The sequence below is a fragment of the Mesorhizobium sp. WSM4810 genome, assembly GCF_055811235.1.
Window position 1 is genome coordinate 154988 of sequence record NZ_JBVVQV010000015.1, and the last position, 14318, is coordinate 169305.

Annotated in this window: 16 protein-coding genes and 2 pseudogenes; 8 read left to right on the top strand and 10 right to left on the bottom strand. The window is 61.9% G+C overall.

Annotated features, from left to right (window positions below; translation table 11 throughout):
- Positions 1-105: 105 nt before the first annotated feature.
- Positions 106-543 carry a GFA family protein gene (locus tag AC0L3O_RS21680; protein WP_473535183.1) on the bottom strand — a complete coding sequence of 146 codons (438 nt, stop codon included), beginning with the start codon at positions 541-543 and terminating at the stop codon, positions 106-108.
- A complete protein-coding gene (locus AC0L3O_RS21685; RefSeq protein ID WP_473616544.1) occupies positions 540-1202 on the bottom strand; it encodes an alpha-ketoglutarate-dependent dioxygenase AlkB in 663 nt (220 codons plus the stop codon). The genes AC0L3O_RS21680 and AC0L3O_RS21685 overlap by 4 nt, the downstream gene beginning before the upstream one ends.
- A gap of 131 nt (positions 1203-1333) precedes the next feature.
- Between AC0L3O_RS21685 and AC0L3O_RS21690 the strand changes: the two genes are divergently transcribed.
- On the top strand, positions 1334-1516 hold the full coding sequence (locus AC0L3O_RS21690) for a KTSC domain-containing protein (protein WP_473616557.1): 183 nt from the start codon (positions 1334-1336) through the stop codon (positions 1514-1516).
- A 94-nt stretch (positions 1517-1610) separates the two neighbouring features.
- Here the strand turns inward: AC0L3O_RS21690 and AC0L3O_RS21695 are convergent, their stop codons facing one another.
- Positions 1611-1838 (bottom strand): lipoprotein, encoded by a 228-nt coding sequence (locus tag AC0L3O_RS21695; protein ID WP_245268702.1) that lies wholly within the window; start codon positions 1836-1838, stop codon positions 1611-1613.
- Between the two features lie 177 nt (positions 1839-2015).
- Here AC0L3O_RS21695 and ku (AC0L3O_RS21700) point away from each other — a divergent pair, with 177 nt between their 5' ends.
- A complete protein-coding gene (gene ku / locus AC0L3O_RS21700; protein ID WP_031255739.1) occupies positions 2016-2885 on the top strand; it encodes a non-homologous end joining protein Ku in 870 nt (289 codons plus the stop codon).
- Between the two features lie 3 nt (positions 2886-2888).
- The gene (ligD, locus tag AC0L3O_RS21705) at positions 2889-5438 is read left to right on the top strand and encodes a DNA ligase D (protein WP_023801341.1); all 2550 of its coding nucleotides are present in this window, start codon (positions 2889-2891) and stop codon (positions 5436-5438) included.
- 33 nt (positions 5439-5471) lie between these two features.
- On the opposite strand, the gene AC0L3O_RS21710 is transcribed toward ligD, so the two are convergent.
- Both AC0L3O_RS21710 and ku (AC0L3O_RS21715) read right to left on the bottom strand, forming a co-directional pair.
- Positions 5472-6512: an ATP-dependent DNA ligase gene (locus AC0L3O_RS21710; protein WP_023801340.1), complete on the bottom strand. Its 1041-nt coding sequence runs from the start codon at positions 6510-6512 to the stop codon at positions 5472-5474.
- Between the two features lie 41 nt (positions 6513-6553).
- Complete coding sequence (gene ku, locus AC0L3O_RS21715; protein ID WP_473523381.1) at positions 6554-7357, bottom strand: non-homologous end joining protein Ku; 804 nt, start codon at positions 7355-7357, stop codon at positions 6554-6556.
- A gap of 305 nt (positions 7358-7662) precedes the next feature.
- Between ku (AC0L3O_RS21715) and AC0L3O_RS21720 the strand changes: the two genes are divergently transcribed.
- On the top strand, positions 7663-8367 hold the full coding sequence (locus AC0L3O_RS21720) for a phosphoribosyltransferase (protein ID WP_473535180.1): 705 nt from the start codon (positions 7663-7665) through the stop codon (positions 8365-8367).
- A 202-nt stretch (positions 8368-8569) separates the two neighbouring features.
- Here AC0L3O_RS21720 and AC0L3O_RS21725 read toward each other — a convergent pair whose 3' ends face one another.
- Positions 8570-8785: a hypothetical protein gene (locus AC0L3O_RS21725; protein ID WP_027154083.1), complete on the bottom strand. Its 216-nt coding sequence runs from the start codon at positions 8783-8785 to the stop codon at positions 8570-8572.
- 16 nt (positions 8786-8801) lie between these two features.
- Positions 8802-9047, bottom strand: coding sequence for a hypothetical protein (locus tag AC0L3O_RS21730; protein ID WP_128247512.1), 246 nt, complete (start codon positions 9045-9047; stop codon positions 8802-8804).
- A 358-nt stretch (positions 9048-9405) separates the two neighbouring features.
- Here AC0L3O_RS21730 and AC0L3O_RS21735 point away from each other — a divergent pair.
- The 3 genes and pseudogenes from AC0L3O_RS21735 to AC0L3O_RS21745 form a co-directional block, all read left to right on the top strand.
- Positions 9406-9537, top strand: a pseudogene (locus AC0L3O_RS21735) (IS481 family transposase); the annotation flags it as partial.
- A gap of 213 nt (positions 9538-9750) precedes the next feature.
- Positions 9751-11073 carry an NAD(P)/FAD-dependent oxidoreductase gene (locus AC0L3O_RS21740; RefSeq protein WP_473535179.1) on the top strand — a complete coding sequence of 441 codons (1323 nt, stop codon included), beginning with the start codon at positions 9751-9753 and terminating at the stop codon, positions 11071-11073.
- 626 nt (positions 11074-11699) lie between these two features.
- A pseudogene (locus AC0L3O_RS21745) lies at positions 11700-12098 on the top strand (thiamine pyrophosphate-dependent enzyme); the annotation flags it as partial.
- Positions 12099-12111: 13 nt separating this feature from the next.
- Here the strand turns inward: AC0L3O_RS21745 and AC0L3O_RS21750 are convergent.
- The 3 genes from AC0L3O_RS21750 to AC0L3O_RS21760 all read right to left on the bottom strand — a co-directional run bounded on the left by AC0L3O_RS21750 (position 12112) and on the right by AC0L3O_RS21760 (position 13723).
- Complete coding sequence (locus tag AC0L3O_RS21750; protein ID WP_287239413.1) at positions 12112-12426, bottom strand: hypothetical protein; 315 nt, start codon at positions 12424-12426, stop codon at positions 12112-12114.
- Between the two features lie 141 nt (positions 12427-12567).
- The gene (locus tag AC0L3O_RS21755) at positions 12568-12816 is read right to left on the bottom strand and encodes a hypothetical protein (protein WP_287228727.1); all 249 of its coding nucleotides are present in this window, start codon (positions 12814-12816) and stop codon (positions 12568-12570) included.
- 85 nt (positions 12817-12901) lie between these two features.
- Positions 12902-13723, bottom strand: a complete 822-nt coding sequence (locus tag AC0L3O_RS21760; protein WP_128247517.1) for an SIR2 family NAD-dependent protein deacylase — start codon at positions 13721-13723, stop codon at positions 12902-12904.
- Positions 13724-13909: 186 nt separating this feature from the next.
- Between AC0L3O_RS21760 and AC0L3O_RS21765 the strand changes: the two genes are divergently transcribed.
- Positions 13910-14227, top strand: coding sequence for a hypothetical protein (locus tag AC0L3O_RS21765; protein ID WP_031255729.1), 318 nt, complete (start codon positions 13910-13912; stop codon positions 14225-14227).
- Positions 14228-14318: the final 91 nt, after the last annotated feature.

Here is a 14318-nt window from a genome sequence, read left to right on the forward strand (position 1 = left end):
ATAGAAAGCGGCGTGAAGAAGCGATGATGCCGGTCCGTTTGGATTACAAACTGATCGCAATTCAATTCAGCTGGGCCACTCGGGTCCCATCGGCGGCGTTGCCGGTTACCGGTCGGCCGGATTTCCGACCGCCGGATCGCGCCGCCTTGAATATCTTCCCACACGCGGCAGATCGTCGCCAAATTCCACCCACGGCAGCTTCATGTCCCAGTAGGCATGAGCCTGCGGCGCAAAGTGCTCGGGGTGGTCGAAGAAGCCGATCGTCAGATAAAGTTCCTCGGGAAGCCCCTGGTCGAGGTAGGCTATGGATGTCCCGCAATCGGCGCAGAAGGTGCGGAGCACGCCTCGGGTCCTTGAGAATTTTTTTGGCGCGCCGGTGAGCAATCTGAATTGGGCCGGTCGATAGCCGACCCAGACGGTCAACGGGCTGCCTATCGCCTTGCGACAATCGTCATCGTGATCGGAGCAAATCCAGAACGGGTCACCATGCATCTCAGCACTTATCGAACCGCAAAAACAGGAGCCGGTCTCGATTCTGGTCATCGAACTATCGCTTCTGATCGAGGCGACCGTTGCGGCCGCAGGGTCCGCAGGGTGATCGAATAACGGTGCGCGGCAACCGGCGGGATGCTGTGCTCCCATTCGGTGCGCGCCAGGCCCCTCATCAGGTAAGCCGACCTTGGCTCGAGGGTGACGGTCACGCGAGCCCATCTCGTGCCGTTCTTCCGGCGGAGCCGAAAGCTGCATGGCGCAAGAAGAGAAACGCCGGCCACGGCATCGAACTGCGGCTTGTCGCGATGCCAGCCGATACCCGCGCCGGGCCGATACTCGTTGATCAAGACGTGCACGAAAGCATCGGCGGGCAGCCGCGCAAATGCCGCCACCTTGTCCCTGAGCGGCATCAGAAAAGCAGGGATCGGCGGCGCCTCGACCACCTTGCGTTGGTCAAAATCGTAGCGCAGGCCAAAACCGGCGACGCGCCGGTTTGCGAGATGGCCATGAAAGTCGTAAGGCTGGAAGGCGAGACTTTTGAGCTGCCGCACCAGTTCGGCCTCTTCCTCCGCCGTGATCAGCTCCGGCCGGTAGCAAAATCCTTCCGGCAGGTCGTCACGTGCGTGAAAGTCGGGCGCGAGAAAGTCAGGCGCGCGAAACAGGTCGCCTTGGCCAGCGGATTGCGGCTGCCTGGTTTTGAGCGATGGCATCAACCCTAATTGGTGAAGCCGGCCCGTGGCGGCAAGGCCTTGGGGCCCGCCGGATCATTGCCTCCACATGCGCGAGATGGAACCCGGATTGCCGGGGCGGGTTATTGCCCAGGCGCGTCGAGTGTTGGGAAATGCCTTCAACTGTTATCCAAAGCATCAATTACGACCCGGCGACGAGGACCCTCTCCGTATGGTTTGTCCCAAGCGGAAATCGCTACGATTTCAACGACGTGCCGCCGCAAACTTATGCGGCATTCCGCAAGGCCTGGTCAAAAGGCCGGTTTTTCAACGCCTTCATTCGCGACCGGTATTAGCTACCATCTGGTCGAACAGAGCCCGTCGGGATGAGATCTTTTGCCCTTGTCGCGCGTAATGCATCCGGGAGAATCCGGTCGGTCGGCCGATCCCTCATTGCGCGGGCGGCGTTCCGGGTTGATCGCCGCCCGTGGTCGTCTTCGGCGTCGGGTCCTTGTCGACTTCGGGATTTTGATCGACGGTGTTGGTGTTGCTCTGGGTCGGCTCAGTGCTGCTGGTGCTGCCCTGTGTCGGCTCGGCCTCGTTGCTGCAACCCGCCAGAGCCAGAGTCGCCACCAGCGCCGACAAAAACGACAGTCTCCTCATGGATAATCCCGTCATGGCCAACCGCTCCCTTGCTGCTCGACAACGACGGGTGGTGAATTTGGTTGCAGCGGAATGGCTTGTCTGCTGGCCCAGGACCCTTCTGATCATCGCAGAGCAGGCGCCAAAGGAACAAATCTCGGCGCCGCCACGTTGCATTTCCTGTGCAACGCTTGTGACAGTGAGGCTATCGTCTTGGCGCCGAGAGCAAATTGGAAGGGTTTTCTGAAAATCGGAGAACTCAGCTGCCCGGTGGCGCTCTATACGGCTGCCTCAACCTCCGAGCGGATCGCCTTCCACACGATAAACCGCGCCACCGGTCATAGGGTGCATCGCGCCTTCGTCGACAGCGATAGCGGCAAGCCGGTCGAGAAGGACGACCAGGTCAAAGGCTATGAGATCGGCTCGGGTGAGTACGTCGTGCTCGAACCCGATGAGGTCGCAGCCGCTGTTCCCGAGAGCGACAAGACGCTGTCGGTCTCGGCCTTCATCGGCTGTTCCGATGTCGACGACGTGTATTTCGACAAGCCTTATTACCTGGCCCCGTCGGACAAACACGCGGAGGAAGCGTTTGGGCTGATCCGCGAAGGCATGCGCAGGAAGAAAGTCGCCGCCATCGCCCAGACCGTCCTGTTTCGGCGCGTCCGGACCCTGCTCGTCCGCGCCTATGACGAAGGCCTGGTCGCAACGACGCTGAATTTCGATTACGAGGTGCGCTCGGCGGAGGAGGCTTTCGACAACATCCCCGACTTGAAGATCGAGGGCGAGATGCTCGAACTGGCCGAACACATCATCAAGACCAAGAAAGGCAAATTCGATCCGACCAAATTCGACGACCGTTATGAGGCGGCGCTGGCCGAGCTTGTGAAGGCAAAGCTCGAGGGCAAGAAGATCGCCGTTCCGAAGCCGGCCAAGCGGGAGAGGGTCGTCGACCTTATGGATGCGCTGCGCCAGAGTGCCGGCGTTGGCGGGAAGCAGCCCTCGACAAGAAAGCCCGCGGCAAAGTCAAAGCCAGCGCGCCATGCCAAGGCGAAGCAGACAGCGCCGCGTCGGAAGGCCGGCTGACCGATGGCGCTCGAGACCTACCGCAAGAAGCGCAATTTTTCCGTTACCCCGGAGCCGCAGGGCCGCAGGGCGCCGAGGACCGGCAACAGCTTCGTCATACAGAAGCACGATGCCACCCGGCTCCATTATGATTTTCGTCTCGAAATGGACGGCGTCCTGAAGAGCTGGGCCGTCACAAAAGGGCCGAGCCTGATCCCCGGCGAGAAGCGTCTTGCCGTCCACGTCGAGGACCATCCTCTGGAATATGGCGACTTCGAAGGCACAATCCCGAAGGGCGAGTATGGCGGCGGCACCGTCCTCCTTTGGGACAGAGGCACTTGGGCGCCGATCGGCGACGCGCATCGCGGCTATGCGAAAGGCCATCTCGACTTCGAACTTCACGGCGAGAAGCTTGGCGGCCGCTGGCATCTTGTGCGGATGGCCGGAAAGCCCCGGGAGAAGCGCGAGAACTGGCTGCTGATCAAAGGCGACGATGACGCCGCGCGCACCGAACGTGATCCCGACATTCTGGACGAGCGGCCGGAATCCGTCGCGACCGGCCGCAAGATAGAGGACGTCGCCGGCGAAGAGCCCGGCTGGTCGTCTAAGACAGGGCGCATTCGCAGGCGCCGCGGCGGCAGCACCAGGCCAGCTCCAGCGGAAGAGGCCCCCGCCACTATCAGCGTTCCCGAACCGTCAAAGATCAAGGGCGCCAAGAAGGCGGCGCTTCCCGATTTCGTCGAACCGACGCTGGCGACCCTGGTCTCGTCAGCGCCGTCGGGCGAGCGCTGGCTGCACGAGATCAAATTCGACGGCTACCGGCTGCAGGCCAGGATCGAAGCCGGCCGCGTCAAACTGTTGACGCGGAGCGGTCTCGACTGGACGAAGAAATTCGGCAAGGCGGTCGTTTCGGCGCTGGCCGATATCCCTGTCGGGACGGCGCTGATCGACGGTGAACTCGTGGTCGAGACGTCAGCCGGCGCATCGGATTTTTCCGCGCTGCAAGCCGATCTCAGCGAGGGCCGCAGTGATCGCTTTCACTTCTACGTCTTCGACCTGCTTCATCTCGACGGCTACGATCTGCGCGACGTTGCGTTAATCAAGCGCAAGGAATTGCTGGAAAAAATCATCGGCAGTAACAGCGGCATCATCAGCTACAGCGGCCATTTTGAGGAGGATGGCGCCCTGGTGCTGCGACATGCCTGTCGGCTGAGCCTGGAAGGCATTGTCTCCAAGCTTCGCGATGCGCCCTACCGCGCCGGCCGCAGCAAGAACTGGGTGAAGTCGAAATGCTCGGCGCGGCAGGAATTTGTCGTGGCCGGCTATGTCCCCTCGACAACGTCGCGCAAGGCGATCGGTTCGCTTGTCTTGGGTGTCTATGACCACGGCAAGCTGCATCATGTCGGGCGCGTCGGCACCGGCTACACGGCAGCGGTCGCCGAGAGCCTGTTCAAGAAGCTCGAGCGGTTACGCATTCCGTCAAGCCCGTTCGAAAAACGGCTGAGCGCCGACGAGGCTCGGCAAGTCCGCTATGTCAGGCCGGACCTCGTCGCCGAAGTCGAGTTCCGGGCGTGGACCGCCGACGGCCATCTGCGCCACGCCTCGTTCCGCGGGTTGCGCGAAGACAAGCCGGCGAAAGAAATCACGCGCGAGACGCCGAAGACGAGCAAGGAGGTGGCCAAACCTCAGCGCCGGACCGTCAAGCTCACCCATCCCGACCGTCTTTACTGGCCGGACGAGGGCGTGACCAAGGAAGGCCTCGCCGACTATTATGCCGAGGTCTGGCGTTATGTGTCGCCCTACATCGTCGGCCGCGCGCTGGCGCTGGTGCGCTGTCCCAACGGGATTTCGGGCGAGCAATTCTTCCAGAAGCATGCCTGGAAGGGGCTGAACCCCAACATCGTACTGGTCCACGACCCCAAGGATCCGCCCGACGAGCGGCTGATCAGCATCAATGATCTCGACGGGCTGATCGGTCTCGTCCAGTCGGCGTCGCTGGAGATCCACCCCTGGGGCTCGACGGTGAGCGATTGGGAGCGTCCGGACACGATCATCATGGATCTCGACCCCGGCGAAGGCGTGAGCTGGGAGGCGGTGATCGAAGCCGCCGTCGAGACCCGCGACCGGCTGAAGGATGCGGGGCTTGTCCCCTTCATCAAGACCTCCGGCGGCAAGGGTCTGCACGTCGTGGCGCCATTGAAGCCGAAAGCCGAATGGCCAGCTGTAAAAGCCTTCACCAAGGCGATTGCCGACTCCATGGCCGCCGACAATCCCAACCGCTACGTCTCGACCATCACAAAATCGAAACGGCGCGGGAAAATCCTTGTCGACTATCTGCGCAACCAGCGCGGCGCGACCGCAGTCGCACCCTATTCGACAAGAGCACGGCCGGGTGCGGCGGTGTCGATGCCGCTTGCCTGGGACGAGCTCGGCCCCGGCATCGGACCGGCCTATTTTACCGTCGAGAACACGCCGACCCGGCTTGCCTCGCTGTCGTCGGACCCCTGGCAGGATTTCCGCGCGGCCGCGGCGCCAATCGAAGACCGTGCAAACCGGCGCAAGAAAGCGGCTTGAGGACGGCACTACGAAGTGCATGCATCGGAATAATCAGGCGACCTGCTCGAACGTGCATTGCTCCGGAGCCTTGTCCGGCCGCCAGCGCAGGAACTTGGTGCCGTGCCGGAAACGGTCGCCGGTGACGTGATCGAAGCGTACCTCGACCACCAGCTCGGGCCGCACCGGCTCCCATTCGCCGCTGCGCTCGGTGCTCCAGCGGCTCGGCCCGCCCGGCGCCTTTCCGGTAAAGCCCGGTGGCTCGCGCATGGCTTCGAGCTTGCGGGTAAGCTCGGCCCTGTCCTCCTTGGCAATCGTCGAGGTGAAACCGACGTGGTCGAGCTTGCCGGCCTCGTTGTACAGACCCAGCAGCAATGATCCGACCTGACGACTGCTGCTGAGATAGCGAAAGCCGCCGACCACACAATCGGCCGACCGCAGCCGCTTCACCTTCACCATCGCGCGCACCCCCGGTTGGTACGGACCGTCCAGCCGCTTGGCGACGACGCCGTCTGTCGCCCCATGTCCGGCATCCCCTAGCCAGGAGCGGGCTTCCTTCACATCGCGCGTGCAGTGCGAAAGCACGATGTTCCTGCGGTTTGCCGAAGCGACGAAAGCCTCAAGGATCGCTCGCCGTTTTTTCAGGGTCCGCGCCAACCAGACGGTTCCGTGCTGATCGCAGAGCATGTCGAACAGGACGATGCTAGCCGGGGTTTCGGCGGACAGCTTGCGGATCCTGCTCTCGGCCGGATGAAGCCGCATCTGGAGCGCGTCGAACGAAAACTTGCCGTCGACCGATATGACGATTTCCCCGTCGACGACAAAACGGCGCGACGGCAGTTCCTTCAATGTCGCGACGAGTTCGGGAAAATAGCGTCCGAGCGGCTTGCCTGACTTTGCGCGCAACTCGACCGCATCATCCTGCCGAAATGCCAGGCAGCGAAAACCATCCCATTTGCGTTCATACTGCCATCCCTCTCCTTCGGGAATCGCATCGGCCGCCTTTGCCTCCATCGGAGGCGTATCGAGCGGCAGGAGGAAATCGCTGGATCGGCGGGTGCTGTCGAAAGCAGGATCGCGGGGTATGACCTTCATTGTGCTGCCTTTGTCCCCCAGCCCAGCCTGCTCCCAGGCGTTTATTTCCGCTTTCCGGGCTCCGAGCCGATGCTCTTGCGCAGCGCATCCATGATGTTGATCACGTTGCTGGCCGGTTGCTCGGCCTTGGCCTTCGCCTTGGCCGGGCCCTTCTTGCCCTTCTTCTTCGAGGCAATGATCTCCAGCAGCCGCGCCTGGACGGGATCTCCGGTCATGGCGGGATCCCACTGCCTGGTTCGCTCATCGATAAGGGTCGAGACCATATCCATCAGTTTCGGGTCGGGTTTGACGTCATCGATCTTGCCGAAATAATTCTCGGGATCGCGAACCTCTTCGCCATAGCGCAGTGTCCACAGCACAATGCCCTTGCCTCGTGGTTCAAGCATGACGGCGCGCTCGCGGCGGTACATGACCAGCCGCGATATTCCGACTGTCCCTGTCGATTGCATCGCGTCGCGAATGACCGAGAATGCCTCCTCCCCAACCGGGTCGTCAGGGGTGAGATAGTGCGGTTTGTCGTACCAGATCCAGCCGATGCTGTCGGCATCGACAAACATGTCGATGTCGATGGTACGCGTGCTCTCGAGCGCAACTGCGTCGATCTCGTCGTCCTCGAGCAGGACGTATTCGTCCTCGCCGCGCTGGTAGCCCTTGACCTCGTCGTCTTCAGCAACGGGCTTGCCGCTGACGGCATCGACATATTGGCTGACCACCCGATGCCCGCTCTTGCGATTGAGCGTATGGAACCGGACCTTCTCGCTCTCGGTGGTAGCGGGCGTCATCGCCACCGGGCAGGTCACCAGCGAAAGCTTCAGATAGCCTTTCCAGAAAGGTCGTGGCGCCATCGAGCATCCCTGACAGGAAGGAGCAAAACAGTCGAACGCAGCAGGGCGATCGATTGTTCCAGCAGCGTTTTTTTCGCGCGCCAAGGCCACGGCATTAGCCCATTGCCTGAGACGCCCTCCGGGCCAGCAGCAGAACCGGGGCCAATCGCATGGTTCGGCAAATTTTTACCAAGGTGAGACGAAACAATTGCCTCCTATCGTCGTTTCGCCAGTAAGGAATTTTGGTCGAGGAGCGCGACCGGCCGGGGTGTTTTCGACAATCCGGGCCTGAGCAGCGCGATGCCAGGGTCAAAAGGGTGAAGACCATGCGCTTTGACGCCTTGGGATTCAAAGATCGAACGGATGCGGGGCGCCAGCTTGCCGCCGCTTTGGTCAGGTTCGCGGCAACCGATCCACTGGTGCTGGCGCTGCCGCGCGGCGGCGTGCCGGTTGGCTTCGAAGTGGCGAAGGCACTCCGTGCTCGGCTCGACGTGCTGCTTGTGCGCAAGATCGGCGCGCCGGGCCATTCCGAATATGGCATCGGCGCGGTCATCGACGGGGAAAATCCGCAGCTCGTCCTCAACGAGGAGGCGATGGCTTTGGTCCGGCCGTCAGACGAATACGTCGAAGCAGAGAAGCGGCGGCAACTGCTCGAAATCGAACGTCGCAGAAACCTCTATCTCGGAAGCCGGCCTGCGGCTTCGGTCCTGGGCCGGACCGTCATCGTCGTCGATGACGGCATTGCGACTGGAGGCACGGTCAGAGTGGCGCTCAAGGCGCTAAGGAAGGATCGCGCCGCGCATGTCGTGTTGGCCGTCCCGGTCGCACCTCGGGACACGCTGGACCTGATCAAAGCCGATGCGGACGAAGTGGTCTGTCTCGCCACGCCTGAGCCGTTTGTTGCGGTGAGCCGGTATTATGAGGATTTTGAACAGACCACGGACGCGGAAGTGATCCGGCTGCTGCGTGAGGCAGAGCAGTTTGAGAGCAGGTCGTCGACGCGATCTGTCGAAGGAGCACGCCATGGCTAGCAAGGACCGACAACCGATGGCGATCGTCGAGCGCGGCGATATTTCTGCGCGAACTCAAAATGACCAAATCGCGCCATCCGATAGAACCGCTCTTCAGTGGCGAATAGGCCTGGCCTGAGCCAAACGGCCTTGCGCTAGCAGCCGACCTGAAGCGCGGCCCCGGTCAGGGCCGCGACACCGCGCGCCAGCGGCGGTTGAGCCGTCAATCGCGCAAACGATTGGCAGCGTGATCCTGGCGCTGCTCAGTCGCGATCTGCCTGGAATCCAGACCGCGTTGCTTCGTGTGCTGGGCCTTGTCGCGGTTGGACAGGACTTTGTTTTCCTCGAGCTTGTCCTTTGGGGTGGTGGTCATGGCGCCTGCACCGGAACCCTTTCCCCGCGCACCCGCTCCGATGTGCTTCTTGCTACCTTTTGCCATCGGCTTGCTCCAATTCTTAGTCGTCGGGACGGTTCTTGTGATGAACGCTCTCCTGATTTTCTCCGCGAAGGATGTTGCGATCGTCAGGGTCAACGAGGTCGGGTGTCTTGGACCTGATTTCCGACCCCTTGCGCCGCGCTTCACGTTCCGCTGCTGATCGCTTCAGGTCAGCCTCTGCGTCGAAATCCTTGCCGGCGCCCTTCGTGTTCTCCCGCTTTTCAATGATGCGCAATTGCTGCTCATGGGTTCTGCGTCCAGCCATTGGTTTCCTCCAAGGTGCCTTGCGTTCGATTTTTTGAGGCCCAGATCGCTGGCGGAACCGTCCACTTCCGGTGATTGCAGTTGGCCACAGTCCTTGCCGAAGCGGACCAATCGTGCGCCACCACGATCTGAGCCTGTCCTTATGGCGATAATGGCAGGGCGGCGGGATCGTTCCGAGATGGCGGCCGAATAAACCGTCTATTCGCTCATCTGCTCCGGGCTGCTATCCGCATTTGCCATGATCCGTCAGTCTTTCTCCCCGCGGTGTTCCGATGGAACATCAGAGCATCTCCGTCGTTCGGCGACTGATCGCCTATGTCCACGTCTGACGCCCCGCCGCAGCGAGCGCGTAAAGCTGCAAGAGAATGGACCGCACGATCAAGGACGCCACGGTCAAACGCTTCTACTACGAGAGCCACGATCAGCTCAGGTACCACCTCGCCGACTTCGTTGCCGCCTACAACTTCGCTCGCAGGCTCAAGACCGTCAAGCGCGATCCAACGGACTCGCGAGCAGGTTACGCCGCCCTGCGCCGAACTGGAACTCGGTCGGGCTTGAGCAGCTCGTATCGATCAAGGGATCAAAAACCCGCACATCTGGCGAAGTCCTGGATGATTTCGGCACATTCTTTCGAGCGCACGATGCGATGAAGGGCTGATCGGAACTTTGCTTCCGCATTCTTGGCAGCCGAGGTTGGTTGGAACATGTCGCCCCGAGTCGAACGCATTCACAGCGATGAGCGTCTCCCGGCCGAGGTCGACGTCGTCATCGTTGGCGGCGGCATCCTCGGCTCTGCGGCCGCCTATTTCCTGGCGAAGCGTGGCCTCTCTGTGGCTCTGCTCGAGAAGGGCCACGTCGCGTGTGAACAATCGAGCCGAAACTGGGGTTGGTGCCGCCAGCAGAACCGCGATCGGCGCGAACTGCCGCTCTCGGTGATCTCCATGCGACTGTGGGACGAGCTGACGCGCGATATCAATCGGGACCTTGGATTTCGACGCTGCGGTCTCGTCTATGCCACTCACGACGAGGCTGTGCTCGCCGGCTGGGAAAGGTGGCGCGAGGTCGCCAGGGAGTACGAGGTCGACACCCGCATGCTGAGCCGGGCGGAGGTGGCCGAGCGCGTCCCCGAAGCGCGCGACAAATGGGTCGGCGGGACCTATTCGGACCGGGATGGTAAGGCCGAACCTGCGCTCGCCGCGCCGGCTATCGCCGATGGGGCCAGAGCTCTGGGCGCCACCATCCACCAGGAATGCGCCGCGCGGGCGCTCGACTTGGCCAATGGCAAGATTGCGGGCGTGCACACGGAGAAGGGCTACATCAGAACCAGCGCGGTGCTGTGCGCCGCTGGCGCCTGGTCCTCGCGCTTCCTTAGGCCGCTCGGGATCAGTTTCCCCCAAGCGAGCATCCGGCAGACCGCGCTGCGTTCCACCCCGACAATCAACATAGGCGAGGCGGTCTCCACACCCTACTGCACGATCACGCGCCGACTGGACGGCAGCTATACGCTTGCGATCAGCGGCAAGGCGAACCTCGAAATCACGCCCCAGGCTATCCGGTATAGCCGGGAATTCATGCCGCAATTCTTGCGTCGCCTGAAGAACGTCAGGCTCGGCATCGGCCAATCGTTCCTTTCGGGGCCGGATTCAATGCCGGCGCTGCTGACCAGCGACGATCGGATCTTCGAACAGAATCGGGTGCTGGATCCTCCACCCTTAAAATGGCTGGTAAGCCAAGTGGTGGAGAGTGTCCGGAAGACCTTCCCCCAACTCGGCGATATAGAGATCGATAGTGCCTGGGGCGGCTTCGTCGATTGCACGCCGGACGCAGTGCCTGTGGTGTCGCAGGTGGACGGGGTGAAAGGCCTCGTCCTCGCGGCGGGCTGCTCGGGCCACGGCTTCGGTTTGGGCCCGGGGCTTGGCTATCTGGCCGCAGAGCTTGTCGTAAACGACACGCCTTGCGTCGATCCTTCACCGTTCCGCCTGTCGCGTCTGGTCGACGGCTCGAAGCTGGACATCGCCGCTATCTGAAGATCAGCCGGAAGTCAGGCCTGACGCGCACCAAGCGAAGTCAAAGTGTCAGCAGACGGGTGAGCGGAATCCCCACGTTCCCTCGCAGTCAAGTCTCCGGGTGCATGAGCGCAACGTGGTAGGAGTTGCACCAGAATCCGCTCGGGCGAGCGCCGCGCTCATCGCGCTCGTCTTTGGCGCAGTTGGAACCGTCGCAGGAGTTCATTCTAGCGTTTTCTGCTTCTGCCGGTAAGGCGAATTGCTCGGCCCATACGCCGCGCCAGCGGCCGGGATGTTTGCCGCAACCTACACACGTGGCAGCGCAAACTTCAACGCCGTGGCCCTGCACTACGGCGTCATGCGGGAGACCGGTTTCTACGGCGCTGGGGTGTCGGCGACAACGTCTTAACCAACCTGTGGGTGGTCGCCCCCTGCGCGGGGCACGCACGGCTTTATCTCACCCAGCTCTTCCACAGGCGGAGCGGCCCCGCACCTCGTGCACGCCGGAGGCGTCAATCTCGGCGCCGCTTCTTATAAGCGCCCTCGCCCTGCTTCTCCCGGTTGTCCTTGGCCTGGGGCGGTCATTGGCCCGGGACAACACACTGGAGGCAACCATGCCCAACACCGCCGAGATCCTTGTCGACACATTTTCGACGGCCGTGCGTTACAGGATTCCGCTCAAGCTTCTGGTGATCAAGAACAACATGCTCAACCAGATCGCCTGGGAGCAGATGATGTTCCTTGGCAACCCGCAATTTGCCTGCGAACTCCAGCCGATCGATTTCGCCCTGGCCGCGGAGGCTATGGGGGGCATCGGCTACAGCGTCACCCGGCCTGAAGACGTCGATGGGGTTCTTGATGCCGCGTTTGCCGCGGAAGGCCCGGTGATCATAGAGGCGGTCGTCGACGCGTACGAACCTATGCTGCCGCCGCGCATGCCGGACGAATATCGCAAGAACATGCTCACAGCCCTGCGGGAAACGCCGGGCCGCAAGGAGATCGAAGCAAACCTCGCTAGGGAGCCGCTGAAGACGATGATGGGCTGAGCTCCCTGGCCGGTCAGTCCTTGGTGTAGGCGCCTGGCTGGCGGCCGCTCTTCGGAGCCTTGGCGTCCTTGGAGCGCTCGGCGATCGACGGACCGGCGCCGGATGTCTTTTCGGTCGCTGCGCTGGGCGTGGACCGCCTGGGCGGGTCCTGCCCTTCGGATTGATGGGTTTTGTCCTCCACCTCGTCCCTTGACCGGGTCAGGCCCATGCCGCCGACAGGCTTCTTGTTGCCGGCTGCCTCCTGCGAGAATTGATCCGACGCGTCGGCATCTTTCTTGGGAGGGTACTTGGTCGCGCCATGTTCGTAACGGGTCTCGTTTTTGTTCATAGCATTTCTCCGGTTTCACGGATTGTGGCTAAACGCTCCTGCTGCGGTACCGCCGCCAGCGCTCCCGACGGCGGCATATTCAGTGCGTGCAGCGCCCGGCCGGCGCGGCTGCCGATATTCGGCACGCTCAGGCGTCCTCAGTCAGGCATCCTGCCATGGCGTGTGCAGGATATCGGCGCCCGGCTGCTCGTCGAACAGAACCGCGCAGCCGCGCGCCCACGCCACCGGCGACAGTGCGTTGGCCACGATTTCGTCCGGCGAGATGAAATCACCGGTCAGCACCCGCAACTCTTCGACGGCTTTGGCCATCGACACCAATCGCCCTGCGGCGCGGTCGGTGGTGCAGGCGTCGATGACGGAAACGAGATCGATCATTTGGAACTGGCCCATCATAGGCCTCCGCAAACAGCATCCCTTCGCAGCTATGAACGTCGCAACGATCTACAATGTTCCCGGCCGGCCGAACGCATCGGCACTAAGCCTGGTCTATCGCGTCCTTGAGCTTGCTCAGGAATGCCACCAGAGCATCCTCCGGCCGATCGGCCTCGTCGGTCAGCATGTCGATACCCCAGCGTCCGAGGACCGCTTCCTGGACGACGCTCGGTTGCGGCATGAAGACGAACGATTTCGGACGATTCCTTTCATAACCGGACCGACGCCAGGTTTCCCAAAGCCGATACAGCAACAGACGGATGTTCATGTCGGACATGCTGTAGCCGATGAACAGGACAGTGCGCCCGAGTGCGTCGGCGCGAAACTTCACATCCAACGGCGACTCGAACGACAGCCGCTCGAAATAGTCGGACTCCGCCAGGACGAGAGACGCGTCGTCGTCGAAATCGCCGTGGTATTTGATGATCTGGGTAACCTCGCCGTTCACCTTGGGGATATCCTTGGCATTGGCCACTTTCACGAACGCGCGGTCGTGGACTTCGAACGCAACCTCAAGGTTTCGATCATAGTTGGTTGTGTAGATGATCGGGAAATCGAGTGACACGATCAGCTTGTGGATCGCCGATCCCTTGACTTTTTCCCGCGAGACGCTCCATTCGCGATCCATCCAACTGCGCAAGGGGCCGAGACTGCCATGCTTTAGCCGGTAATATTCGGCAAGAGCCTGGTAACTGGACTCTGGCCTGTCGACCACGTCTCGATCGAGGCCGAGTTCATCCACCATATGCTCGATGAGCGTCTCCCAGGATGGCAGGCCGACGCTCATCGACACACCCGCCCCAACGAACAAGATCGCTCGTCGCTCTTTCACGGATTGAGCCAGTTGCTCAAGTGCAGACGGCATGGCCAACTCACCAGGCAATGATCCAAACACAACTGCGAAAGCCGCCCTCTGTTCCGCAGAAGCCGGATCAGCGCCAAGTCTGTTCAGAAACCGGGTCTGTTCGGAAAATCGGGTGTGTTCAGCAAATGCGGCGCAGACTGGAACCGCTGAGCCAGATCGAAGTTTGGTGTCAGGGGAGAGACCATGATGGCCGTCCGACGAGATCAGACCAAAGCGAGAGGCGATATTCAGGCCGGGGCGACACAGGACAAGACCCCGGGGTTCGACCCTGCCGCGGCACCTGAAAAGACCGACGCCGAAGCGGCCGGTATGCCAAATCCTGTCGCCGAGGCTCGTCCACGGCGACAGCCTGAGTTCACGAATGAAGCAAGCTTCGGCGATGCGATGCGGCCGGCAGCAAGCGAGCCTGGTCTTCAGCCTGGCAAGAACTGGCCGGTGCTGGTGATTGCCGCAGTCGTTCTCGTAGCGGCCGCGGCCTTCGTGCTGGCAGCCATGCTGCGCTAGCGAGATAGGTTTCGAGAGCTTATCGGCCCCCGGACATGAAACGGGCACAGATATACGTGAGCCATCCCCCGTAACTTCCGTAAGGATCTGG